Source organism: Halobellus ordinarius (assembly GCF_031823395.1).
In the GTDB taxonomy this organism is placed as follows: Archaea; Halobacteriota; Halobacteria; order Halobacteriales; family Haloferacaceae; genus Haloquadratum; species Haloquadratum ordinarius.
The window spans coordinates 559,386-582,893 of the sequence record NZ_JAVQKJ010000002.1; the positions used below are offsets into that span (position 1 = coordinate 559,386).

The 23,508-nt window shown below is 63.2% G+C and carries 24 protein-coding genes and 1 tRNA gene; 17 read left to right on the plus strand and 8 right to left on the minus strand.

From position 1 onward, the window contains the following. Positions 1 to 48: 48 nt before the first annotated feature. The gene (locus tag RJT48_RS03125; protein WP_311170762.1) at positions 49 to 891 is read left to right on the plus strand and encodes a polyprenyl synthetase family protein; all 843 of its coding nucleotides are present in this window, start codon (positions 49 to 51) and stop codon (positions 889 to 891) included. A gap of 28 nt (positions 892 to 919) precedes the next feature. Here the strand turns inward: RJT48_RS03125 and RJT48_RS03130 are convergent, their stop codons facing one another. Continuing rightward, positions 920 to 2,065 (minus strand): DUF373 family protein, encoded by a 1,146-nt coding sequence (locus tag RJT48_RS03130; RefSeq protein ID WP_311170763.1) that lies wholly within the window; start codon positions 2,063 to 2,065, stop codon positions 920 to 922. A gap of 274 nt (positions 2,066 to 2,339) precedes the next feature. Here RJT48_RS03130 and RJT48_RS03135 point away from each other — a divergent pair, with 274 nt between their 5' ends. Then, the gene (locus RJT48_RS03135; RefSeq protein ID WP_311170764.1) at positions 2,340 to 3,335 is read left to right on the plus strand and encodes a radical SAM protein; all 996 of its coding nucleotides are present in this window, start codon (positions 2,340 to 2,342) and stop codon (positions 3,333 to 3,335) included. A gap of 45 nt (positions 3,336 to 3,380) precedes the next feature. Here the strand turns inward: RJT48_RS03135 and RJT48_RS03140 are convergent, their stop codons facing one another. Further along, the gene (locus tag RJT48_RS03140; RefSeq protein WP_311170765.1) at positions 3,381 to 4,076 is read right to left on the minus strand and encodes a hypothetical protein; all 696 of its coding nucleotides are present in this window, start codon (positions 4,074 to 4,076) and stop codon (positions 3,381 to 3,383) included. Positions 4,077 to 4,492: 416 nt separating this feature from the next. Between RJT48_RS03140 and RJT48_RS03145 the strand changes: the two genes are divergently transcribed. Both RJT48_RS03145 and RJT48_RS03150 read left to right on the plus strand, forming a co-directional pair. Continuing rightward, the gene (locus tag RJT48_RS03145) at positions 4,493 to 4,966 is read left to right on the plus strand and encodes a TRAM domain-containing protein (protein WP_311170766.1); all 474 of its coding nucleotides are present in this window, start codon (positions 4,493 to 4,495) and stop codon (positions 4,964 to 4,966) included. Positions 4,967 to 5,047: 81 nt separating this feature from the next. After that, on the plus strand, positions 5,048 to 5,551 hold the full coding sequence (locus RJT48_RS03150; protein ID WP_311170767.1) for a Tfx family DNA-binding protein: 504 nt from the start codon (positions 5,048 to 5,050) through the stop codon (positions 5,549 to 5,551). On the opposite strand, the gene RJT48_RS03155 is transcribed toward RJT48_RS03150, so the two are convergent. After that, positions 5,548 to 6,765 (minus strand): mannose-1-phosphate guanylyltransferase, encoded by a 1,218-nt coding sequence (locus RJT48_RS03155; RefSeq protein WP_311170768.1) that lies wholly within the window; start codon positions 6,763 to 6,765, stop codon positions 5,548 to 5,550. The genes RJT48_RS03150 and RJT48_RS03155 overlap by 4 nt on opposite strands. Beyond that, positions 6,765 to 7,073, minus strand: a complete 309-nt coding sequence (locus RJT48_RS03160) for a DUF7091 family protein (protein WP_311170769.1) — start codon at positions 7,071 to 7,073, stop codon at positions 6,765 to 6,767. Before RJT48_RS03160 ends, RJT48_RS03155 begins: the two co-directional genes overlap by 1 nt. A 231-nt stretch (positions 7,074 to 7,304) precedes the next feature. On the opposite strand from RJT48_RS03160, the gene RJT48_RS03165 reads away from it, so the two are divergent. From RJT48_RS03165 to RJT48_RS03175, 3 genes are all read left to right on the plus strand, one after another. Continuing rightward, positions 7,305 to 8,234: a replication factor A gene (locus RJT48_RS03165; protein WP_311170770.1), complete on the plus strand. Its 930-nt coding sequence runs from the start codon at positions 7,305 to 7,307 to the stop codon at positions 8,232 to 8,234. Between the two features lies 1 nt (position 8,235). Next, positions 8,236 to 8,898 carry an RPA family protein gene (locus RJT48_RS03170; protein WP_311170771.1) on the plus strand — a complete coding sequence of 221 codons (663 nt, stop codon included), beginning with the start codon at positions 8,236 to 8,238 and terminating at the stop codon, positions 8,896 to 8,898. 312 nt (positions 8,899 to 9,210) lie between these two features. Then, complete coding sequence (locus RJT48_RS03175) at positions 9,211 to 9,621, plus strand: DUF8146 domain-containing protein (protein ID WP_311170772.1); 411 nt, start codon at positions 9,211 to 9,213, stop codon at positions 9,619 to 9,621. A gap of 67 nt (positions 9,622 to 9,688) precedes the next feature. Here the strand turns inward: RJT48_RS03175 and RJT48_RS03180 are convergent, their stop codons facing one another. Further along, a complete protein-coding gene (locus RJT48_RS03180; protein ID WP_311170773.1) occupies positions 9,689 to 10,144 on the minus strand; it encodes a DUF5814 domain-containing protein in 456 nt (151 codons plus the stop codon). A gap of 183 nt (positions 10,145 to 10,327) precedes the next feature. Between RJT48_RS03180 and RJT48_RS03185 the strand changes: the two genes are divergently transcribed. From RJT48_RS03185 to RJT48_RS03195, 3 genes are all read left to right on the plus strand, one after another. Further along, positions 10,328 to 10,400 (plus strand) — tRNA-His (locus tag RJT48_RS03185). Positions 10,401 to 11,098: 698 nt separating this feature from the next. Beyond that, entirely contained in the window at positions 11,099 to 11,935 is an 837-nt protein-coding gene (locus tag RJT48_RS03190; protein WP_311170774.1) for a beta-keto acid cleavage family enzyme, read from the plus strand. A gap of 40 nt (positions 11,936 to 11,975) precedes the next feature. Next, the gene (locus tag RJT48_RS03195; RefSeq protein WP_311170775.1) at positions 11,976 to 12,188 is read left to right on the plus strand and encodes a hypothetical protein; all 213 of its coding nucleotides are present in this window, start codon (positions 11,976 to 11,978) and stop codon (positions 12,186 to 12,188) included. A 164-nt stretch (positions 12,189 to 12,352) separates the two neighbouring features. On the opposite strand, the gene RJT48_RS03200 is transcribed toward RJT48_RS03195, so the two are convergent. Next, a complete protein-coding gene (locus RJT48_RS03200) occupies positions 12,353 to 13,495 on the minus strand; it encodes a GNAT family N-acetyltransferase (RefSeq protein WP_311170776.1) in 1,143 nt (380 codons plus the stop codon). Positions 13,496 to 13,783: 288 nt separating this feature from the next. Between RJT48_RS03200 and RJT48_RS03205 the strand changes: the two genes are divergently transcribed. From RJT48_RS03205 to RJT48_RS03215, 3 genes are all read left to right on the plus strand, one after another. Then, a complete protein-coding gene (locus RJT48_RS03205; protein ID WP_311170777.1) occupies positions 13,784 to 14,080 on the plus strand; it encodes a PqqD family peptide modification chaperone in 297 nt (98 codons plus the stop codon). Continuing rightward, the gene (locus tag RJT48_RS03210; RefSeq protein ID WP_311170778.1) at positions 14,061 to 14,498 is read left to right on the plus strand and encodes a lasso peptide biosynthesis B2 protein; all 438 of its coding nucleotides are present in this window, start codon (positions 14,061 to 14,063) and stop codon (positions 14,496 to 14,498) included. Before RJT48_RS03205 ends, RJT48_RS03210 begins: the two co-directional genes overlap by 20 nt. Positions 14,499 to 14,921: 423 nt before the next feature. Continuing rightward, a complete protein-coding gene (locus RJT48_RS03215) occupies positions 14,922 to 15,032 on the plus strand; it encodes a lasso RiPP family leader peptide-containing protein (protein ID WP_311170779.1) in 111 nt (36 codons plus the stop codon). A 95-nt stretch (positions 15,033 to 15,127) separates the two neighbouring features. Here the strand turns inward: RJT48_RS03215 and asnB are convergent, their stop codons facing one another. Beyond that, a complete protein-coding gene (asnB, locus tag RJT48_RS03220) occupies positions 15,128 to 17,014 on the minus strand; it encodes an asparagine synthase (glutamine-hydrolyzing) (protein WP_311170780.1) in 1,887 nt (628 codons plus the stop codon). Between the two features lie 267 nt (positions 17,015 to 17,281). After that, positions 17,282 to 19,072 (minus strand): ABC transporter ATP-binding protein, encoded by a 1,791-nt coding sequence (locus tag RJT48_RS03225; protein WP_311170781.1) that lies wholly within the window; start codon positions 19,070 to 19,072, stop codon positions 17,282 to 17,284. A gap of 482 nt (positions 19,073 to 19,554) precedes the next feature. Here RJT48_RS03225 and RJT48_RS03230 point away from each other — a divergent pair, with 482 nt between their 5' ends. The 4 genes from RJT48_RS03230 to RJT48_RS03245 all read left to right on the plus strand — a co-directional run bounded on the left by RJT48_RS03230 (position 19,555) and on the right by RJT48_RS03245 (position 23,463). Further along, positions 19,555 to 20,463 (plus strand): serine/threonine protein kinase, encoded by a 909-nt coding sequence (locus RJT48_RS03230; protein WP_311170782.1) that lies wholly within the window; start codon positions 19,555 to 19,557, stop codon positions 20,461 to 20,463. 82 nt (positions 20,464 to 20,545) lie between these two features. Then, positions 20,546 to 21,667 (plus strand): nucleotidyltransferase domain-containing protein, encoded by a 1,122-nt coding sequence (locus RJT48_RS03235; RefSeq protein WP_311170783.1) that lies wholly within the window; start codon positions 20,546 to 20,548, stop codon positions 21,665 to 21,667. 528 nt (positions 21,668 to 22,195) lie between these two features. Beyond that, positions 22,196 to 22,834 (plus strand): hypothetical protein, encoded by a 639-nt coding sequence (locus RJT48_RS03240; RefSeq protein ID WP_311170784.1) that lies wholly within the window; start codon positions 22,196 to 22,198, stop codon positions 22,832 to 22,834. Further along, on the plus strand, positions 22,831 to 23,463 hold the full coding sequence (locus RJT48_RS03245; RefSeq protein WP_311170785.1) for a DUF2238 domain-containing protein: 633 nt from the start codon (positions 22,831 to 22,833) through the stop codon (positions 23,461 to 23,463). Before RJT48_RS03240 ends, RJT48_RS03245 begins: the two co-directional genes overlap by 4 nt. Positions 23,464 to 23,508 lie beyond the last annotated feature (45 nt).

Sequence of the window (23,508 nt, forward strand, 5' to 3'; positions counted from 1 at the left end):
CTCGCAGTTCCGGAACCTCTTTTGCCGGCGCATCCTCAGAGACGGGTAATGGAGTATCTGGAGCGTCGGGTCTCGATGGTGGAGGCCCGCCTCGAGGAGGTGATCGAGGCGGTCGATCCCCCGGAACTGTCCGACGAGGTCGCCCACGTCGCACTCGCGGGGGGCAAGCGCGTCAGACCGGCCGTGACGGTGCTCGCCTGCGAGGCCTGCGGCGGGGAGCCGTCGGACGCGGTCGACTTCGCGGTCGCCGTCGAGCTGGTGCACAACGCCTCGCTCGTCATCGACGACATCATCGACCGCTCGGACGTCCGGCGCGGGACCGCCAGTGCGTGGGCCGAGTACGGATACGGTCCAGCGATCATCGCCTCCGACGGTCTGCTGGGGGAGGCTTTCGCCCTGCTCTCGCGGAACGATCACGCGACCCAGATCGTCGCCGAATCGATGGTCGAACTCGGGGAGGGCGAGGCGACGGAACTTGTCGCCCGCCCGACCGACGAGCGGGAGTACGTCGAACTGGCCCGCCGGAAGACGGGCGCGTTGTTCCGCGCGGCCGCCGAACTCGGTGCCGTCGCGGCCGGGGCGGATCCGTTCACGATCGAGGCCTTCGGCGAGTACGCCGAGCGGGTCGGCGTGGCGTTTCAGATCCGCGACGACGTCCTCGACGCCACCGCCGACGCCGACGAACTGGGGAAGCCGACCGGCCAGGACGCCGAGATGGACCGGCCTTCGCTGGTCCAGGTCACCGACCTCTCCGTCGAGGAGGCCAACCAGCGGGCCCACGATCAGTCCGATGGGGCGCTGGAGGCGCTCGCGGCCTCGAACGTCGACGACAGCGAACCGCTGGGGTATCTGCAGGACCTCGCGGAGTTCGTCGTCGTTCGCGAACGCTGATCGGAGGCCGGAACCGGTCCGGGAGCCTCTACGTCGCCTCGGCGTCCGCTTCCGTCTCTGTTTCCGCGGCGGTCGGGAATCGCGACTCCGCGATCGCGAAGGCGAGCGTGCTGAACACGCCCAGAAGTGTCCCGACCGTGAGCCCGACCGCAAGCCCCGTTAGCGAGAACGACTGGACGCCACCGATGCCGCTCGGCAGGAAAAACCCAGAGACGACGTAGAGAACGATCGCAATCGCGACGACGTAGAAGGGGGCGTTGAGGTAGCGCCACTTGAATCGGTCGGCGAGATACTCGTCGGTCACCTGTCCGAGGCTGGAGGTGACGCCGGCGGCTGCGAACCACTGCACGGCTCCGTGGACGAGCGCTGCCAGGACGATCGGCGGCGTGGGGTCGCTGACGCTCGTGCGGACCGTTTCGAGCAGGGCGATCCCCCGGAATCCGCCGACGATCAGCAGCGCCGCGGCGGCGACGTAGGTGATGAGCGTGACCCGGCCCTCGTAGAGCACGTCGCGGATCCGATCGGCGGTTTCGTCGACGGCGTCCTCAAGTCCGAGCCCACGGAAGAGCGTGTACAGTCCCAACAGCGCGGAGATGATCCCCAGCACGACGGCCCCCGGGACTTCGAAGAGGCTGGCGATCGTGAGAAACGGGTAGATGAGGAGCAGGATCCCGAGCGGTACCAGGATCGTCCCGCGGGTCTCCGGGTCCGCAAGCACCTGCTTCATCGTGTAGTAGATCGACTCCAGGTCCTGCGCCTGCCGGACGACGACGCGGCGCACGCTGTCGATGGGGACGCGCGAGCGGACGATCGGCAGGACCGACTCGTCCTGTGCGCCATCGGTGATGACGATCGTGCTGACGTTCTCACCGGTCGAGAGGCCCGCAAGCACCCGGTCGATCTCCTCACCGATCGCGCGGTTGGCCTTCACGTCGCCACTCTGCGTTCCCGTGACCGCCGCAACCGTCACTGCCTCCTCGACGTCCGGGTCGGCTCGGAGCGCATCGTACTCGTGGATCCCCTGGAACAACACGTTCACGTCGGAGTCCTCCGGATCGGCCGTGGCGAGATCGACGGCCGCCGCCTCGACCGCGTCCCGGCCGACGACGGGCGTGGGATGGCCCGTCTTGCGGCCGAGGTCGTCGTCGAGGTCGACACAGAGGACCAAGAGCATTTGTCGGGCGTAAGCCGTCGACGTATATCTGCTTTCGGGAGCACGCGAAGGATGCTGTTTAGTCAAGCAGTGATATCGCAGAGAGGCCCAGAGAGAATCTCGGAAGAGGCCGCGTTCGGCCCCTTCCAGTCCCACCCGTGGCGGTTCTCCAGCCAGCATTCGCGTAACTACATATCACCCGTACGTCTGGGGAATCCCAAGAGCGGATGCACACTCGTCAAGCCGTCTCCAAGTAGCACGACTTTTGAGTCTCGGGCCAGTAGTCTCTGAGAGAATGATCTCGAAGGGCTGTGAACAGTGCGCGAAAGGGGGCAAGATGGTGCTCTTTGTCTACGGCTACTGCGACCAGCGCGACTGTTTCTACTGCCCGCTCGGCGAGAACCGGAAGAACGTCACCGACGTCTACGCCAACGAGCGCCTCGTCGAATCCGATCAGGACGTCATCGACGAAGCGAAACGGATGGACGCGCTCGGGACCTCCATCACGGGGGGCGAGCCCCAGGAGGCCCTCGAAAAGACCTGCCGATATCTCTCGCTTTTGAAAGACGAGTTCGGCGAGGACCACCACACCCACCTCTACACCGGCATCACGGGCGGCCGGGAGAATATGCGCCGCCTCTCTGCGGCCGGCCTCGACGAGATCCGATTCCACCCGCCGTACGAACAGTGGGGCGATCTCCACGGCACCGAGTGGGAGGAGATCCTCTACATCGCCCGCGAGGAGGGGCTCACGCCCGCCTTCGAGATCCCCGGCATCCGCGCCGAACCGGAGTTCCTCGAATTCCTCGACGAGGGCGCCGCCGAGTTCTGTAACGTCAACGAGTTCGAGATGAGCGACGGCAACTACCGCCGGATGCAGGAGGCGGGCTACGAACTCCAGGAGGGCCACATGTCCGCCGTCGACGGCTCGAAAGAGGCGATCCTCGAAGAGATGGGCGACCACGAACGGGTGTACTTCTGCACCTCGGTGTTCAAAGACGCCGCCCAGCACCGGAACCGCCTCAAGCGGATGGCCAAGATCGTCCGGCGGCCGTTCGACGAGGTGACCGACGACGGGACGATCGTCTACGGCAAGACGTGGGTCCCGCCGGCGGAACTCGACGCCCTCGGCGTCGACGAGGAGTTCTACACGGCCAAATCCGACCACGTCGAGGTCGCGTGGTGGCTCCTAGAGGAGATGATCGAAGAGGGCGACGTCCCGGAAGGCGAGATCATCGAACAGTACCCGACCGTCGACGGGACCGTCGTCGAGCGGACGCCGCTCGCGTAGGTCGTCGAACGGCGCCGCTGGCGTAAGCCGCCCACACTGGATTTTTCAGCGGGAGCGCGGGGATCGACGGGTTTGGTCCGCGGTCAACGCCAGAAAGACGCTCGGGAGTAGCGCTGTCGCCGCCCCGGCGAGCAGCCACTCCGTCAGTGGACCGCCGTCGAGCACCCCGACGCCGACGAGGCCGACGCCCAAGAGTCCGCCTGCGGCTGCGGCGCGGCGTTTCGTCCGGACGCCGACGGCGACGCCGCGTTCGTTCCCGTAGAGCGCGCACCCGAGAGCCACGGCGCCGCCGACGGCGACGCCCGTGAGCGGCCGGTCGACGAACAGTCCCGCGACGAGCAGGAGGAATCCGGTCGCGGCGCCGGCGAGTACCGTCGTCTGCGGCGGGAGCGGGTTGACGCCCGCGCCGTAGCGCGTAGCATAGGCGGCTGGGGGTACGAAGAGCACGACTCCAACGAGGAGCGCGAAGAGCACGCCAGCAGGCGTCGGAGTGCCGAGGAGGGCTCCGAGCGCACCGAGTGCGGCGACGAGACCACCGGCAGCGAGCACGGGTCGGGGCCGGATCGTCGCCGCGGGATCGTCGTCGCGGACGATCCCGAAGGCGACGAAGGGGTAGGAGACGCCGGCCCCGATGACGACCGTCGCGTAGAGGCCCCACCCAAGGGTCACACCGGTGACGAGGGCCGAAAGGCCCAGAAAGACGCCCGTGACGACCGCGAACTCGGGGACGCGACGGCTCATACCCGGACTCGGGACGAGTCGAGTGAAAGCGTTGCGGTCGCGGGAGAACGGTACTGATTACTCTCACTGTTTTCCGCCGAGCGCCATCCCCGCCTTCGGCGATCGGCGGGAAGAGACGAGAGTAATCATTAGGGTCGGTTCGGCAATTCGACGGCGGGAACGGTCTGTCGCTCGCGTGGTCGGAAACGTCTCACTCCTTGCGGCCAAGGCTCACAGTTCTCTTTAGCCGACTCAGTTTACAACTACTCCGGAGGGCCCACCGGATCGAAGCGCCCGCCACTTCGATCCCGAGCGATGCGACGAGTTCATCGGGCGACGCGGCTGCAGCGGCCCACCGGAGAGGGTACTCTCCGGCCGATCAGGGCCGTTCACTTAAACCCACAAGCGTTTAGACAGGCCGCGGAGTAACTGCCACTATGTCCGACTGTCCGCTGGCCGACGACTGCCCCCGGTACTCCGAGCGCATCGACGGGATGGGGTGTCAGTACTACGGCGATCGTGGCGGCGCGGAGTGGTGTAACAACTACGACCAGCCGATCCGCGACCTGAAGGCCCAGCCCGTCAAGCCCGGGGAGGAGGTCGTCGTCGACGTCGACGACATCCACGAGAGCGGCGCGGGCGTCGGCCGGACGGACGACGGGTTCATCGTGCTCGTCGACGGCCTGCTTCCGGAGGCGCGGGCGGTCGTCCGGATCCACCGCGTGAAGTCGAACCACGCCACTGCGAAGGAGATCGTCGAGCGGCTCCCGCTCGACGAGGAGGAAGGCGAGGAGACGGACGCCGACGCTTCCGACGACCAGGAAGCAAGCGACGACGAGGACACGGAGACCGGCGACGGACTCGACCGCCGGACGGCGCTCGGCAGTCGCGACAACTTCTGGGGCGGATAGTCCGCCCGCACGTCCGAGGCAGACGGGTCGGACAGCCGTTCTTCTGGGGACTTTTTTGCGCGTGGCCGCGTAGGGAAGAGTATGGACCAGGTCGATGAGGACGAAGACGCGGACGTAGACGTCGACGCGATACTCTCGGAGACGGGGTTCGATGCCGAGGAGAGCGTACTGACGCGGCGACAGGCGGAGGTGCTGGCGCTCAGAGAACGTGACATCCGCCAGTCTAAGATCGCCTCGATGCTGGGGACGTCCCGGGCGAACGTCTCCAGTGTCGAATCGAGCGCGCGACGCAACGTCGAGAAAGCCCGCGAGACCGTCGCGTTCGCCGAGGCGCTGGCCGCGCCGGTTCAGGTGTCCGTCGAGGCGGGAACGGACCTCTATGACGTCCCGAAACTGGTCTACGACGCCTGCGACGAGGCCGGCGTGAAGGCCAACCGCACGGCGCCGGAGCTGATGAAGGCAGTGTCGGATGCCGCTGGCGACGCCGTCCAGGGGCGCGAAGTCCGTAAATCGCTGCTCGTCGGGGTGACCACGGACGGCCGCGTCGAGGTCCGCCACTCGTCGGTCGCGGCGGCCGACGACTAGAACTCGCCGCGGTCCCGTAGCGCGCCGACCAGCGATTTGACGGCCTGAGCGCGCCCTTTCGGGACTACGAGCACGCGGTCGTCCCAGGCGACCACCGCCAGATCGGAGACGCCGACAAGCGAAACGTGTTTTCCGTCGGCCGCGACGACGTTGTCCCCGGCGTCGAGCGTCCGGAGCGTGACGTCACCGGCGGTAACGTTGCCGTCTTCGTCGGCAGCGAGCACTCGTTCTAAGGCGTCCCAGGCACCGATGTCGTCCCACGTGAAGGAGACCGGCACGACCGCGACCCGGTCCCACGTCTCGAACACCGCGTTGTCGACGCTCACCGGATCGGCAGCCGCGAACGCCGCGGACACGGCCGGGTCGTCGTTCAGGTCGCCTGCGCCGTCGGCCGCACCTTCACCGTCGCCGTAGGCGTCTTCTGCTGTACGAAGCGCGTCGACCAGCTCGGCAAGCGGCGACGCCGCGGCCGCTTCGAGGAAGGCGGCGGGTCGCCAGGCGAACAGGCCGGCGTTCCAGTAGTGGCCCGCGGCGACGTACGCTTCCGCAGTGTCGGCGTCGGGTTTCTCGTGGAACGAGCGGACGGGGTACCACTCGACGTCGCGATCGGTCGATGTCTCAGTAGATCCGTCGGCGTCGTCGATGGGTTCCCCGGCCTGGGTGGCTTCGCCGGCGTCGTCGATCGGTTCCCCGGTCTGGGTGGCTTCGCCAGCGTCGTCGATCGCGGCCTCGATGTAGCCGTAGCCGGTCTCCGGTCTCGTCGGCTCGACGCCGAACGTGACGAGCCGGTCCGTCGCTGCGGCGACGGCGACGCCGCGCTCGATCGCCGGAGCGAACCCCTCGCCGACGAGGTGGTCGCTCGGGAGCGCAACGACGACAGGGTCGTCGTACGTGCGATCGATCCAGTGGGTCGCATACAGCAGGGCCGGTCCGGTGTCCCGCCCGACTGGTTCGACGAGTACTGTGGATTCGGGCACGCGCTCGCGCACGCCATCGACGTACGACTTGCGGGTGACGACGACCACCTCGTCTGTGACCTCCCGCGCCCGCGAGACGGTCCGTTCGAGGAGCGACTCCTCGCCGGCCAGCGGGAGGAACTGCTTCGGGCGATCAGAGCGGCTGGCGGGATACAGCCGGGTGCCGGTACCGCCGGCGAGGACGACGGCGACGACGGGATCCTCCTGGGGCGCGACGGGTGGTTCCGCGTCGGTCATCACCACGTCTCCACGATGCCGTCGCGGACGTCCTCGACACACCCCTCGCAGTCGGGATGCCCCGCCTCGAAACACTCGGGATGGCCGTCGTCGCCGACGTGCACGGTCCGCTTGTCGGCGTCGCGGCGGCAGACGAGCCTGACGCGGCCTGCCTCGTCGCGGGGAAGCGACGGCGGCACTGCTCCGCTCGCGGACTCGCCGCCGCCGGACTCCTCGCGACCCTCGCGGTAGGCGTCGCGTGCCTGGGCGTACTTGCGGCCTGCCTCGCGGAACTTCTGCCGGACGAGGCGTTCGAGCCGGTCCTCCATCGGGAGAGAGTGGGGCCGGAACCGGTATAGATCCGTTGGTGGGACGAAACGGACTGCTGAGCAACTCCGGCGGAGTCGACCGTCGGTCGCCGCATTCCGGATCGTATCAGGCGAAATCGACAGACTTCGTGTCCCACTTCACTTTCACCACGGTCACGATACTTTATTACTCATCGGGAACCAACCGGCGTGTGCCTCCCAACGAAAACCAAGGTGGAGGCGAGTGAAACTATGTCAGACCTGCGAACACACGCAGCGGAGATTGCAGAACAGTTCTCGGACCACCTCGACGTGAGCGAAGACGAGGTCGAAGAGCGACTGCGGAACCTCGTCGAGGAGTACCGGGTCCCGGTCGAAGAGGCGCGACGGTCGGTCGTCAACAGCTACCTCGACGAGGCCGACCTCGAACGCGACGAGATCGGCCGCGGCGGCAACGACGAGGTTCACCTCACCGACATCGACGAGGACGAACAGTGGATCGACGTGACCGCGAAGGTCGTCGAGCTATGGGAGCCCCAGAACGAAGCGATCGCCCAGGTCGGCCTGCTCGGCGACGAGTCCGGGCGGACCAAGTTCGTCGCCTTCGAGACCTCCGACCTCCCCGAGTTGGAGGAAGGAGCAGTCTACCGCCTCGGGAACGTCGTCACCGACGAGTACCAGGGCAACTTCTCGGTGAAGCTCAACCGGACGACGACGATCGAAAAGCTCGACGAGGACATCGAGGTCGGCGACGACGCCGTCACCGTCGAGGGCGCGCTCGTCGACATCCAGTCCGGCAGCGGACTGATCAAGCGCTGTCCCGAGGAGGGCTGTACGCGCGTCCTGCAGAACGGGCGCTGCTCGGAGCACGGCGACGTCGAAGGCGAGTTCGACCTGCGGATCAAGGGCGTCCTCGACGACGGCGCCGCGGTCCACGAGGTGATCTTCGGCCGCGAGACGACCGAGGAACTCACCGGCATCGAACTCGAGGAAGCCCAGCAGCTGGCGATGGACGCCCTCGACACCTCGGTCGTCGTCGACGAGATGCGGCAGGACCTGGTCGGCCGGTACTATCGGGTGTCGGGCCCGGAACTCGGCCGGTACGTCCTCGCCGACGAGGTCGAACGGCTCACCGAACCAGCGGATCCCGAAGCGGTCCTGATCAAAGCGAGGTCGATCTGAAATGAGCGCAAACGACATCCCCTCACGAGAGGTCGCACGCCGTGTGTTCGCAGACGAGTTCAACGACGCCGCCTTCACCTTCAAAGAGTCCGACGACGACCGCGCGCCGGTCTACGTCCTGCTGCCGACGGGGGCGAAGGCCAACCGCGTGTTCTTCGTCGGGACGCTGACGGAGAAAGACGACGTCGGCGAGGACAACGAGTACTGGCGCGGCCGGATCGTCGATCCGACGGGGACGTTCTTCGTCTACGCCGGCCAGTACCAGCCGGAGGCCGCGAGTACCCTCCGGGATCTGGAGCCCCCGGCGTACGTCGCCGTTGCCGGCAAGCCGCGGACCTACGAGACCGACGACGGCTCGGTCAACGTCTCGGTCCGCCCCGAGTCGATTGTCGTGGTCGACGCCGCCACTCGCGACCGGTGGGTCGTCGAGACCGCGGAACGGACCCTCGACCGGATCGACGCGTTCGACGCCGAGGGTAACGAGTACGCACGGATGGCCCGCGAGGAGTACGACCTTCCGATCGAGCGGTACACCGAATCGACGATTTCGGCACTGGAGAGCCTCGAAGAGTCCGACAGCGACGAACTCGGCCTCGGCGGTGGCACCACGGATAGTGGCGCCGGTCCCGGGGATACCGCGGACGACCTCCAGCCCGAGCCGTAGGGTCGATTGAGCCGGGAGTCTGCCGTCCTCGGCTCCGAACCGCTACCGGCCCTTTGTTCCACGCCGAACCACATCAGCAACCAGCGTCATCTCCCGGCTGAACCGCATCAGCAACGAGCGTCATCGCCCGGCCGAACCACATCAGCAACCAGCATCATCTCCCGGCCGAACCACATCACCAGCATCATCTCCCGGCTGAATCGCATCAGCAACGAGCGTTGCCGTTCCGCCGAGACGCGTCGGGGCCGGCCGTCGCGGTGAGTGTCTGACGAACCATTAAGTGGATCGGCCGACGAGTGGCGAAACGAGCCTATGGGCAACAAAAACAAGACGATCTCGTTCCGCGTCAACGAGGACGCGTTCGAGACGCTCCGTGAAATCGCCGAGGAGCGCGACATCTCCCTGTCTGCGGTCTTCCGCGATTACGTCGACACGCTCGTTGCCCACGACGGCCAGGTCCAGGTCGTCCCCGAGCACGAACTCGAACAGCTCCGCAGCGACGAAGAGGAGAGCTTCCCGCCGAAGGTGAAGGTCCCCAAGAGCTTCATCCGCGAGCACGAGCGCCTCGAACTGGAGGCCGACCACCTCCGCGAACAGCTCGAAGAGCACAAGCGGTACGTGAACTATCTCCGCGAGCAGCTCGAAGACGAGGACGAGGACGTCATCCAGCTCGAAGACCTCGATCAAAGCGAGGCCGACGAACCCTCCTTCCGTCTGGGATAACGAGCGTCTGCGGACGCGGATCTCTTCGTCGGTTACGTGCTCCCGTATTTCGCCGGTTCGACCCTGTCTATCCTGACAGCGCCTTCCGCGCCCGCCGCAGCTTCTGTTCCATCCGCTCGTCGCCCTCGACGCCCGCGAGCGTCTCGGCCGCTTCGAGCGTCCGGACCGCGTTGTCGAGAAACGACAGCACGTCGCCGGGGTACGCATACAGGAGATACTCGTCGCTCATTACGTCGACGATGGCGTCGGGGCCGAGCCCCTGTGCGCGGAGTTCCAACAGATACCGGATGAACTGCCGCTCCGGGTAGCCCGTATACAGGTCGTCGGGGTTCTCCGGGTCGAGGAAGTCCTCCGCGAAGTCGAGCAGCCGGTCGCGGGTCGCGTCATCGAGCTTCGCGAGCCCCTCTCCGGAGTAGAGGACGTCCATCGTCGCCCCCTTGAACGCCCCCTTCGGGATGTTCACGTCCAACTGGGAGACGATCTGCCGGTGGTTCTTCAGGTAGATCTTGTCCGTGATGGCCACGCGTGGCTACTTGTAGGGCGGTGTGGGGCAAAAGCGTCTCGATGCGGGGAGCGTCCGCTCGACAGCTTGCTGGCGACCGGGGCACGCCGTTCCCGCCGCGGGAGCTGTGCTGTGTGACTCAGCCGCACTCCACCCGAGAGTCGTAACGTATTTGGCTCCGACGGGGGTACCTGCAGGTGCGTGTCCGGGTTAGGGTAGTGGACTATCCTTCAGCCTTGTGGAGGCTGAGACGCGGGTTCGATTCTCGCACCCGGACTTTTTCTGCGACCCCGAAGAGAAGAGCGGTATGGTCGGAAGGCGAGAATCGAACCAGAGAGTGACGCGAGCGGCCGCGAGCGAAATGACCGTAGTTCGGTTCTCGCACCCGGGCCTATAGCCTTCTACAGCCGTTTTCCCTGCTCTATAGAAATGCGAGACGGGAGCGGAATCATTGCGCCTTGTCGAGCGTCGTGAGATTGTTGCGTGCAAACAGGAGGACGATCCCACGGGACCGACGGTCACCCCCGGTACGTCGCAACAGCTGTGAAACACGCCTCATAGCTCAGCTAAAATCCCGGTCGAGTAGTAACGTTGTTATAATTATCCCACACAGTATGCATAACAATATAAACATTTCTTGAAGGTGCCGACGGGTGTTACACCCAATGGCTGACTACGACCCACCGACGGTCGAGACGTACGGTAGCGTCGAGGAGCTCACCCAAACAAATTACGACGACGGGTACGGCACGAAAGGCGGTGACATGTTTTAGCTGTCGTCATCCGCGAACTGCCCGCTGAACGACGCGGTTCCCCGAACCGCGTTTTTCGCCGAACAGGGCGTCCAGAGTGCTTCGTACCGGTCGCGAAACGTCGCACGGCGTCACCCGAGGCGCTTCGAATCGTTCGAAAACACAGCCGGTCGACCGGCTTAACCTATTCATAACAATGGCTTGATGCGACACGCAGTGCCCTATGGCATACGAAGACTACCACCATAACGAGAAACTCATCGTCACTGTCGCGACGACTGGCGGCGTTCACGGCAAGGACGCGAATCCGAACCTTCCGGAACAACCCGAGGAAATCGCCGCCGACGTTCGTGCCTGTGAGGAACTCGGAGCCTCCATCGTTCACGTTCACGGTCGCGACGAACACGGAGAGAACGATGCCTCCCGGCTGCAGGAAGTCAACGACGCGATCCGTGATCTTTGTGACGACATCATCGTCCAGAACACGACCGGCGGACAGGGGCCGATCGGGGAACGAATCGAAGGGATCCGAACGGATCCACCCCCGGAGATGGCGTCACTCGATCTGGGACCGTTCAAACGGGATCGACATATCATCACCGAACACACCCGTCAAAATATCGAGACGCTCGCCCTCGAGATGCGCGAACGGGGTATCAAGCCGGAACTCGAAGTGTTCAACGGCGGACAACTGAACGAGGCCTTCCGATTGATCGAGAAGGGGCTGCTCGAACCGCCGTATTACGTCAACCTGATCTTTGGCGGATCGGCGTTCACGATCCCACGGCCGAAGAACGTGGTCAACCTGGTCGACAACCTTCCGCCGAAGGCGGAGTTCAACGTCCTCGCAACCGGGGCTCACCAGGTTCCGCTGACGACACTGAGTATCCTCCTCGGCGGGCACATTCGCGTCGGCCTCGAGGACAATCTCTACTACGCGGAGGGTCGGCTTGCGAGGAGCAACGCCGAACTCGTGGAACGAGCCGTAGAGATCGCCGAACCGCTCGGGCGCGACATCGCGACACCCGACGAGGCGCGGGAACTCCTCGGAATAGCGTAAACGGGTACTAACAAAGTGAATCAGGCGTGGGAATCCGTGTATGACCTGCAGCTACCTCTGCTATCGGTCCAGCGATGGAAAGCACGACTTCGATCACGAACGACCCTACTGCACCGCCACGGGGAGTTTCGTCTCCCCGATGCGTGCCGATATCTGTAACGACCGGCACGAATTCTCCCATACGACGCACTGTGAGATCTACCAACGGGTCGCAGAACGGACGGCCGATGCTGCGGTTGGGACGCTCGATTGACCGGGGTTGTGTGAGTTCTCGTCACGTGTATACGTCTTCACCGACATAATCGAACGGCAGCGTGCGATCGGATGCGTGCTCAACTGGATACGCGATTGTCGTTCCGGCTGCCGCCGACTCCGGGACCGGAACCGTCGTCGATGAGAGACGCACAGCCGACCGTTTCAGTGTGAGACCGACCACAGTTCCTGCGCAGCATGGTCAACCGGATGGCCGTCTATACTCACTTCGTCACGGAGCGGGCGGAGTCCCAGCGTCAGCCGGCGGCTTTCGTCGGCCAGAACTGACAACGGAAGCCGACTCGACGAGAGAAATCCACGCTTCCGGAGGATGCGGGGGGGAAAGACCGGTTCGGACACTTTCAGTATGTCGGTCCCGCTGTGATCGGCGATGAGATGGTCGAGGGCACAGCCGATGGCAGTCGTCCAGTTCTCGCCACCGGTCCGCGGCACGAGGTCGACTATCGACGTGACGGACGGTTTCCCGTCGTTTGTGAGGGCGATGAGACCTGCCAGTGGCTCCCCACCGCGCCGGGCGATGTAAGTCCTGTTGGGTTGCCACTCGGAACTGCGGAACCGCCAACGATAGAACGCCTCGTCGCGCACGATGTGGGGTTCCTCGGGGCGTCGCTGTCGGTAAAGCGAGGCCAAGGTCTTCTCTGGAACGGTTTCGGTTCGTGTCACAGTTATATCCGCAGGTGACCTCGAAATCCGATCGCGGACTGCGAGATGCGTTCGTGAGAGGACCGATGCGACCGGCGATAAAAGCGTTGTAACCGTATCTCGCGTGTTGGCATCCACGAGCGCACTGGCGGTTTGTACCCGACAGTACGTCTCGCGGTGTCCCAGCGACGACCATCCCATCTTCCGGTATCCAGGGAATGACCTGTGGTTGGAGTGGCTGAACACGAACGCTGGCTCGGCGGTCTCGTAGTGCTGGAGCGCTAACTCGGTCATCGCGGTGAACAGCCCGCGACGTCTGTGATCGGGATGGATAAGCGTGTCTCGCGTCAGCAAGGCCAGTTCGCTCGCCTCGCCGGCTCGTACCCGAAACGCGGTGAACGGCCGTACCCCGACGATGTCGCCGTCGGTTTCGACCACGAAAAGCGGCACGTGATCGACGTACGGGTTCGCAACGTACGTTTGTCGGAACCACTCCTCGTCGATGCCCGCATACTGATGGGCCGAGAGCAGAGCGACGATTTTTGGGGTGTCGTTCCTTTCGTATGGTCGGATCCGATAGGTGACGCCCTCGCGTGTCGTCTCCATTTCCGGCCCGTCCGGGACGGAGACGGATTTCGTCGCCATACCTTGTCGCATCGCAGTTGATTGGTTTGTTATATTGTCTATACTAGAAAAACGAGGGCGAGTACCCCAATCCAACGGGGGCGAGAGTGAAGCCCGACAGCCGCCCACCCTATCGCCCGTAGTCCACTACGGAGTCCAAATCGTGTGGAACAAACAGCCACGAACCCGAACTCGATAGTCACTGTCGAGCCACTTAGGCGGCCGTTCGGGAGCCACCCAGACGGCTGTTGTCGGTCTTGAAGGGTTAGGCGGTCTATATTCATACTCCGGTCGTCAGAAGTGAAGACTATGGCAGCGATCAAGACACATACGACTGTGGTCGCCAAAGAAGAGCACGTCGCGACTACCGTGGACGGGGAGACCATCCTACTGAACAAGGAGAAGGGAACGTATCAGGGCCTCTCCGGCGTTGGGCCCCGAGTCTGGGAGCTGATTCAGGAGCCGACCACAGTCGGGACACTCGTGGAAACCGTTTCGACCGAGTACGACGTGGCACCCCAGCGATGCGAGCGGGATATTCGCGAGTTCCTCCAGGAGATGGCCGCCGAACGTCTCATCGAGGTCGATGATCAATCTGTTCTGTAGGTTCGCCTCGCTGTCTTGGGATAAGCGAGTCCTGCTGTGTATCTCGACAGTGCTGCTCCTCTCGTGCCGGGTGCTACTGGCGCTGTTTGAACTCGACTGGACGCGATGGGGTATTTCCCGGCTCGCGAGGGCGTCGCCGGCGGTTACGAGCGTCGAGGATCCGGATCAGATCACGTGGGCAGTGACGGCTGCGAACACCGTTCTCCCGGGGAGCGGCACCTGTCTCTCCCAGGCCATCGTCGGCGCCGCACTCTTGGCGGCCCACGGCTTCCCTGCGACCGTCCGACTCGGGGTTGCGAACCCCGAGACGGCCTTCGAGGCCCACGCGTGGGTAGAGCGGGAGGGAACCGTCGTCGTCGGGGATCTGAAGGATCTCGACCGGTATCGGCGAATCTCGAGTTGGACCGTTAGTGCTTAACTTGAATTTCGGGTGTATAGTAGCTCAAATATAACGAGCTGGCAAAGTATCTATAACAATACGAATATTTCACGAAGGAGCCGATGGGTGCTCCACCCAATGGCTGACTACGGCCCTCCGGCGGTCGAGACGTACGGTCGCATCGAGGAAGTGACGCAGGATACCCACGACGGCGGGTACGGAAAGAACGACGTGCTACGATAGCCGTCGTCGCCGGCGAACTGTCCGCTGAACGACGCGGGTCCCTCCCCCGCGTTTCTCGCCGAGCAGGGCGCCCTCGATACCTCCTCCCCATCGTGAGACGCGTCTTGCGTCCCGTCCCGACTAATATTTCAATCAAATACTAACTCGTAGATGACTATCGGGCAAAGTGTCCATAACAAAACACCCGTTTCCCGAAGGAGCCGATGGGTGTTACACCCAATGGCTGACTACGACCCACCGACGGTCGAGACGTACGGTAGCGTCGAGGAACTGACGCAAGGTACCTACGACGACGGGTACGGAAACAACGGTGACGGCGGGGCCGTTTAGCGGTCGTCGCCTGCGAACTGCCCGCTGAACGACGCGGTACCCCCGCGTTTTTCGCCGAGCCGTGTCCCTCCAGTCCGTCGTAACTCGCGGAAGGATCACTTATATGGGCTCCGTGGCCGTTCCGGAGTCACTACCGTCTGATACCAGGCCACGAAGGCAAGCGTCCCCCACAGCATATAGCCGTGATGTTCCTGTTTTCGACGGTGTTCGGCCCATCGCTCGAGTATCTTTTCAGCATCGATGAACGGCGTATCTTCGAGGTTCGACTCGGTGAGCCACCGGGCGACGGCACCGTTCTCCGACCGGAACCATTCGTGGACGGGGAGACCCATCCCGTATTTCTCCCGCGAGCGAATCCGCTCGGGAACCACGTCGGCCATCGCTCTCTTCAGGACTGCTTTCCGGGTCCCGTTCAGTTTGTATTCGGTCGGCAACCGGTGGGCAAACTCGACCACTCGCCGGTCGAGGTAGGGTACTCGAGCCTCCAGCGACGCCGCCATACTCGTGTGGTCGGTCTTGTGTAGCACGTAATCGGGAAGCATATACGTGACGTCGTAGGTCATCATCCGATGGGCAGTGTCGTCGTGCACGGCTCGTTCCATCGCGGTGTCGACGGCGTCGTCGCGTTCGGATTTTCCATCCTCAATCCCCGCTTCCAGAAATTCGTCGGTCTTCGGGCGGCGATTGAACCCACAGTTGAGTCGACGGAGCACCGTCGGTTCGTCTTTCAGCGCGGCGAGATAGGAGAGGTGCTGGATCGGAACGATGTCCGCAGCGTGATCGGCGAGATCGTGGATCACCCCGGGCAGGCGTGAGACACGGCGTCGACGTGGAGGAACGACCTCGTAGCGCGAGTAGCCACCGAACAGTTCGTCCGCTCCGCTGCCTGACAGGGCGACTCGCACGCCCTGGTCACGCGCGAGTTTCGAGAGCGCATACATCGGGAGAAACTGGCGGTGTCTGGGGGGCTCACTCAGATGTGAGACCAGACTCTCGAGGTGCTCCAACGATGACAGCTCGACGTCTACCTCGTAGTGGTCGGTCCCGAAGTGGTCCGCTGCAAACCGAGCTTCGTCGCTCTCGTCGAACGACTTGCCTGGAAACCGCACTGCAAACGTCTTGAGGTCAGAGACGTGCTCGGCCATAAGCCCGACAGTAGCCGTCGAGTCGAGGCCTCCCGAAAGAAACCCCCCGACAGGCACGTCGGACATCAGCCGTCGCTCGACCGCGTCCGACAATAGCCGACGCAGTTCACTCGCCGCGCCCGCCATACTACTGGTACTCGGGACGGCGTCGGACGGCAGTGACCAGTAGCGGCGAGGGGTGACGCGCTCCGACGCCGGTCCGGACGCGTCGTCCGGCGTGACGACGGCGATACTCCCGGGCGGGAGTTTCTGTACGTTTGCGAGTAACGTCTGCGGAGACGGGGTGTACTCGATCCGGAAGTAATTGTACACGGCGGCGGGATCGAGACGGCCGTCGATCCCGGCCGCCAGGAGCGCCGGTATCTCGCTTCCCCAGACGACGCCGTCATCCGTTTCGGCGTAGTACAGCGGTTTGATACCGAGTCGGTCGCGGGCGAGCACGAGCGTCCCGGTGCTCCGATCCCACAGCGAGAAGGCGAACATACCGTCGAGGTGGTCGACCAGCCCGTCGCCCACTTCCTCCCAGAGGTGAACGATGACTTCGATGTCGCAGTTCGATCTGAACCTGTGTCCCTGCCCTCTGAGTTGCTCACGCAGAGACTTGTGGTTGTATATTTCACCGTTGCAGACAGCGACGACCGAACCGTCCTCGTTTTGAATGGGTTGGTCGCCACCATCGATGTCGACGATTGCGAGCCGACGGGCACCCATCAGTATCCTGTCGTCTTCGTCGACGAAGCGACCCTCATCGTCAGGCCCCCGGTGGTGGAGCCGCTCCAGCATCTCCGAGAGCGTTTTCTCGTCCGTCTGTCCGAGGAGGCCGGCGATTCCACACATCGTTACGAGGGAGGACGACTCTCTCTGTCCGCCCTGATGTGATTCCAAACCCTCTGCATAGGCAGCAACCCACGGGAACGGGATAAAGTAATAGAGTCGTTGACCCTACTCTTTGGCCGTCATTGAGCCGCTTGAGATGGTTTCCAGGTCGACCTCGCGACCGGTCGACGCGACGGCATCTCCGAGTGACCTCGAACAGACGCAAGCCCGCGTCCTTCGGGGTGGGGAGAAGATCAAATCAGGTGAGCGCTGCGGATCCGACTACCCTCATCCGACCTGCATCCTGTAGAGGGACGCGTACTGACCGTCCTCCGCGAGCAGTTCACTGTGGCTCCCCGTCTGTGTGATCGTGCCGTTTTCGACGGTGTAAATCCGGTCGGCGTCGGTAACTGTCGAGAGCCGATGGGCGATGACCACCAGGGCACAGTTCCGTTCGATCCCCTCGATGGCATCGTGGACCTGCTTTTCGAGGCTGGAGTCGAGGTCACTCGTCGCCTCGTCCAGGATCAACAGCTCCGCGTCTTTCAGTAGCGCCCTTGCGATGGCGACACGCTGGCGCTGCCCACCCGAAAGACGGACACCGTCGTCGCCGAGTTCGGTGTCGTACCCGCAGGGCAGTTCGTCGACGAACTCCGTGACACGCGACTTTTCACACGCCCACTCGATATCCGACCGACCGGCGTCCGCCTGTCCGATAGCCACGTTCTCTGCCAGCGTCGTGTTGAAGATGTGGGGTTGCTGCCTGACGATCGATACCTGCTCTCGCCAGTCACTGAGATCGATCTCGTTGATCGGGACGCCGTTGGCGGTGATCCGACCGCTTTCGGGTTCGTACAGCCGACAGAGGAGCGAGGCGATGGTCGACTTACCAGCTCCGGACGGACCGACGAACGCCACGAACTCGTCGGTGGTGAACTCCAAGGAGACGTTCGAGAGAACCTGCTCCGTCGAATCGTACGAGAACGAGACGTCGTCGAAGGTGACGTTCTCGATGGGCTTCGGAGGCGTCCGGGAACTGTCTTTGGGCTCGCGTTCACGCTCGATATCGTCGATGAACTCCTGAACGCGGATGAGATGGGGGAGCCCCTGTTCGAGATTGTAGACCGTTCTGTTGATTCCGTTCACCATCGGAATAAATCGAAACATCGCAAACAGGAAGACGCTCATCGCAGCTAAGGAGAGATTCGCGATGACGAACGCCACGTAGATCAACAGAAACATCGCAACGGAAGCAGCGAGCCTGTAGCCGTTCGCAATCGCTGCCTTGTTCCGATCGACTTTGGTCTTCGCGGACGTGAACTGCTGCGAAGCGTCCCGAAACCGCGACAGAACCTGCTGCTTGAGACCGAACACTTTCACCGCACCGATCCCCTGTGTTCCCTCCTGGGCCGAGCGCTGGATTCGCTCGTTGGCCTGGGCAACCCGCTCTCCGACCGAATATCCGGACTCGATGAAAAGGCGGGAAAGGACGACGAGTGAACCGAACAGCACGATACCACCCGTCGTGAGACGCGGCGCGAAGTAGAACGCGACTCCGAGATATACGAGGGCGAGAAACGTCTGTTTGATGAGCTCGACGATGGTGTTGATCGTCCGGCCCGCGTACTTCGCTTCCGTGATGATCGTGTTCAGTATCTCGTCGGACCCCTCCTCGTCAAAATATCCGATCCGTGCGTCAAGGGCTCGTTCGAGTGCAGTGACCCGAAGTGCTGTGATATACTGCGCTCGGAGTCCGGCACGGAGCCAGGCGACCAAGAAGCTGAGCGTATACCGGACCGTCATTACCCCCATAACTCCGGCGACGAGGAACCCGATCGTAAACGGGATACCGAACGTCGCGTAGATCCGTTCGAACACCTGGATGACGCCACCGGCGTTCCCGACGCTGCCGCCGGCCTGGACCGTCTCGACGATGGGAACGAGAAACCCAAGACCGATACCCTCGAATGCTGCCGCCACGATACTCAGTAAGACAATTGCCAACGCGTGTACCGGCCGATACATCGCCACCCGGTAGAGCCCCCGGAGTTTTCGACGTATCGCGTACGTCTCTTCCATTATTCCGATAGGCAGCCCCATCGAACAAAATTATGAGCCGTTTACCGGATACCATCGTCCGATTCTATGGATGAACAAGGCGAGTGCCTCGGGGTCGTTCGACAGCGCTCCATTCGCTTCTGACGACGAGACGTCCCCTGCGTCTCGAACCACTTGACACCGGGGCGTTCACAGATACCAGCGACACGTGACGAGCAGCAGCCCATCCGTTCACGGATTTGCAAGGCGGAAGTCCACGACTTTCGTCGTGGGTGGCTGACCGGTCGCATCGAGTATCGGCCGCGGACGTTTCGGTAAGATTCCACCCGGTCGGTGTCGTTTTTCTCGACCCCCCAGCAGCCCGTTATAGAGATTATACTAATGGCGGAATCTCAGGTAGTCGGCAGTATGTGTCGCGAAGCGGTCGATCGGATCCCCGTCGCGAGAACAGTCCAAGACAGCTCGAAACGGGACCGGAAGAACCGAAGCGTGGAGACGTGACCGTGTCGACCGAACCCCGTCACCGTCTGAACGCGTTCGGATTGACGGTCGCCTCGGCGTTCGAAATCCCCGAACTCCCCGACTCGCAGCGTTCCGAGGGGGCGGACGTCGTCGTCACGCGGCGATCGATCGACCGACCGGCGGACGCCCGAGACGACCAGACTGTCTATCAGAAAGGCGATGACGAACAGTTGCTCCTGTACGAAGCGGCGAACATTTCGATCCGCGAGGGCCGCGAGATAGCCGTCGATCCCGATCCGACGGCGCCGGAGGAAGTCATCCGACACGTCATCATCGGCCCTGCGTTCAACTATCTCCTCCACCAGCGCGGCTACCTCGTGTTACACGCGAGTACCGTCGCAATCGGGGACACGGCCGTCGCATTCGTGGGCGAGTCGGGGATGGGAAAGACGACGACTGCCACGGCGTTTCTGTGTGCCGGTCATCGCGTCTTGAGCGACGACGTCGCCGCTATCGAACTCGGTTCCGGGACTCCGCGTGTCCAAAGCGGCTACCCGTCGATCAAACTGGACCCGACGATCGTCGACCGGCTTGACGTGCCCGTGGAAAAACCGCATCGAACCAGTCGGCTGCGAACTCGTCACTTCCACGGTCTCAGACACGAACAGCCCGAATCGCCCGTCCCGCTGAAACGTATTTATATCCTTTCTGACGGCCCGAACGAGGCGGTTCTTCCAGTCGAACCACGAAAGCAACCTCCCGAGCTGGTTCGACACACGTACACGGTCCCTCGCATCGAAGACTCTGAGGAGATCGAATCGAACTTCGTTCGGTGTACCGCCCTCGCAGAATCGGTTCAGGTTCGCCGGTTACGTCGAGAGCGAGACCTGGGGAAACTCCCACAGCTCGTCGAATTAGTCGAGGAGGACATAGATGCGGACACGGAGTAGCCAAACGGAGCACGGGAATCCAACGGTCGAAGAGTCTCCTCCTGAGTTTGAACTCCTTCGACGCTGTTCGCTTCCCCCGTCGATGCAGGCGGAACCAGCCCGGATCCGAGTCCTCCTCGAAGAGGACCTCTCGTGGGACCGAGTACTTGACCTCGGCGGCAGTCACGGGATACTCCCGTTACTGTACCGTCACATCGAGAGCACTCCTGGACACGATGTCCCGGACACCGTGATACAGCGACTCCGCGAACGAGCCCACTCGACTGCGGTACGGAACCTCCAGTACACCGACGAGCTACACGGCATCTTCGAGACATTCGAAAACGAGTCGATCCGTGCAATGCCATTCAAAGGCCCGATACTGGCGGCGGTTTCCTACGACGATCTGTCGCTGCGGGAGTTCCACGATCTCGACATACTCGTCCACAGAGAGGATATTCCGGCCGCTGTCGATCTTCTCGAAGCTCGTGGCTATGAGTGGACTCGTAATGCACCACGCCTCGACGATTCGCCACTGCTCGGCGGCCCGTATACGATGCCGCTGGTCTGTGAGTACAAGTTAGAACGTGCAGACTGGAAGGTCGAGATTCGATGGCGTGTCGGCCAATCGCAACTCCCATTCGGAGTTGGGTTCGAAACGATGTGGGATCGCCACGAAACCGTCTCCGTCGCGGGGGTCGAACTTCCCGTACTCGACCCGGAAGACAGACTATTGATGCTCGCGTATCACGGCACGAAACACCGGTGGCATCTGCTGAAATGGATCAGCGATTTTGCAGCGTCGCTCGAAGGAACGGACCTCGAGTGGGCACGGCTTTTCACCCGAGCAAGAACATATGGCGTCGAGCGGAGGTTACTGGTCGGAATCGCCGTGGCGACCTCGGTACTCGATTACACGGTACCCGAGTGGGTCGACCGACGGGTCCGAAACGACAGTGATGCCGATAAACTCGCAGCATCCGTCGCGGCGGCGATCGAAGGGGGTGAGCCTGAACGACCAAGTGCGACTGAGCGCCTGGTTTACAACGCCACGGCAGCCGATTCATCGAGAGACGCGTTCCGGATGCTCCTCCACCGTGATAGCCTGCACCCGATGGTGCTGGAATACGAGTGCCTCCCGCTTCCGGGTGCGCTCCATCCCCTGTATTACTCCGTCGTCCCGATCCGTTTGATTGTACAGAAGCTGGCGAAAGCGCTTCGGTGAATCTTCGACGTGCCTTGCGTGGGATACTGCTGAGGAGAGACCGATCCCACGGGCGATCGCCCGCGTCATCGCCGTCGCTCATCCACCGCAGGCTGCGCATCCGGCAGCGGTCGAACTCGCCCTGGACGATCTCACAGTGGATTTCCGCGTGGCTCTCGGTATCGATCCGGGCCAGGTGACAGTGAGAGTGTCCGGGGAGCGTGACAGAGTTTTTTGACGACGCCGACGAGACTCCGGGTAAACGGTGCCTCGACGACGTATTCTTCGGTGCGGAACGGTCTTTGATCGGACAGATGGTCTCTCCTTCGCGGACGACCGGCGTGGGCCCCGTTCTCTCTCGTCGAGACCGCCTGTTTGGCCCGCAGCCACAGTTTCTCCTCTCGGAGCGTTTGCAACTGATTTCTCAGCCGGTCCCACGCCGTGAAGCGATCATCTGAGTGTCGCCTTGCAAACGCCACTAGTGTGCGCGGTCGCTCACCCAGTACCGATGCCACTGAACTTATGCGATGAGAGACCGTCACGCCCCCAATGGCTGATCGCACTGGGGACGGGGATGGAAAGATTCCATCTACCGCTGAGGACGCCCTGAAACGACTCTTTCGCGACGGGCGGACGAACGCGATGATCGCCTGGCTGCTCGTCAGTGTCCTTGCTGTGGTGTTCGTCGAGAGCGTACTGGACTTCGACTACGGGTGGATCCTGTTCGTCGGGGTTGTCGGCGCCGTCGTGCTTATCCCGCCGGTCGCGTACCGGGACTGGCATACGATGCTGCCCTGGGAGTTGCTCGTCCTCGCGCTGCTTCCGATCTTGGTCCGCGGACTCTTCGGCGGGACGGTCGGCACCTTCGCGACCTATCTTGCCTTGGCAGCTCTCGCGTTGATCATCATCGTGGAACTGCAGATGTTTACTACACTGCGGGTCACCCACTGGTTCGCCATCGGGCTCGTCGTGCTGACGACGATGGCGACGGTCGCAGCGTGGACGATCTTCCGATGGAACGCCGACCGGCTGCTCGGGACCTCGTATCTCGTCGACAACGAGACGCTGATGATGGAGTGGCTGTACGTCACCCTCGCCGGCCACGTCGCGGGCCTGCTGTTCGATGGCTACTTCAGACGACGCGACAAGGCGCTCTGGCGGACTATCCGGCGGGTGATACGCCGATGACGCTGCTGCCGCGCCCCTCGCTCCGGAATCAGCGCCGCCTCACCCGCGGAATGCAGCTGGTGCTCGTCGGGCTCGTCGGGTACGGCCTCGTGGCAGGGCAGCCGAAGGCGATCACGAACGGGGGGATCGCGCTCGTCATCACGTTCCTCCCCGCGGCGCTGCGGCGGCGGTACGACTTCCCGCTTGACCCCTGGCTCGGGCTCTGGATCACGAGTTCGGTGTTCCTCCACACGCTCGGTTCTGCCGGGCTCTACGGCCAGATCTACTGGTGGGACAATCTCACCCACGCGTTGTCGGCGTCGCTCATCGCGGCCGTCGGATACACCGCGGCCCGCGCGATCGACCTCCACCACGACGAGATTCACATTCCGCGGCGGTTCTTCTTCGTGTACATCTTCATCGTCGTGCTCGCCTTCGGCGTCGTCTGGGAGCTGTTCGAATTTGGCCTCGACATCGCCGCGGATGCGACGGGGCTGACGATGCCGCTCGCCCAGCACGGTCTCGACGATACGGTCCGCGACGCGATGTTCAACTCCCTCGGCGCCCTGATCGTGGCCGTCTTCGGGCAGGTCCACCTGACGAATCTGGCCGAGACGGTTCGGGAACGGTTCTTTACGACGGAGCTGTAGGGCGTCCGGGGGACGTCACGCGACCCGGGGCCGACCTCCCCCTTA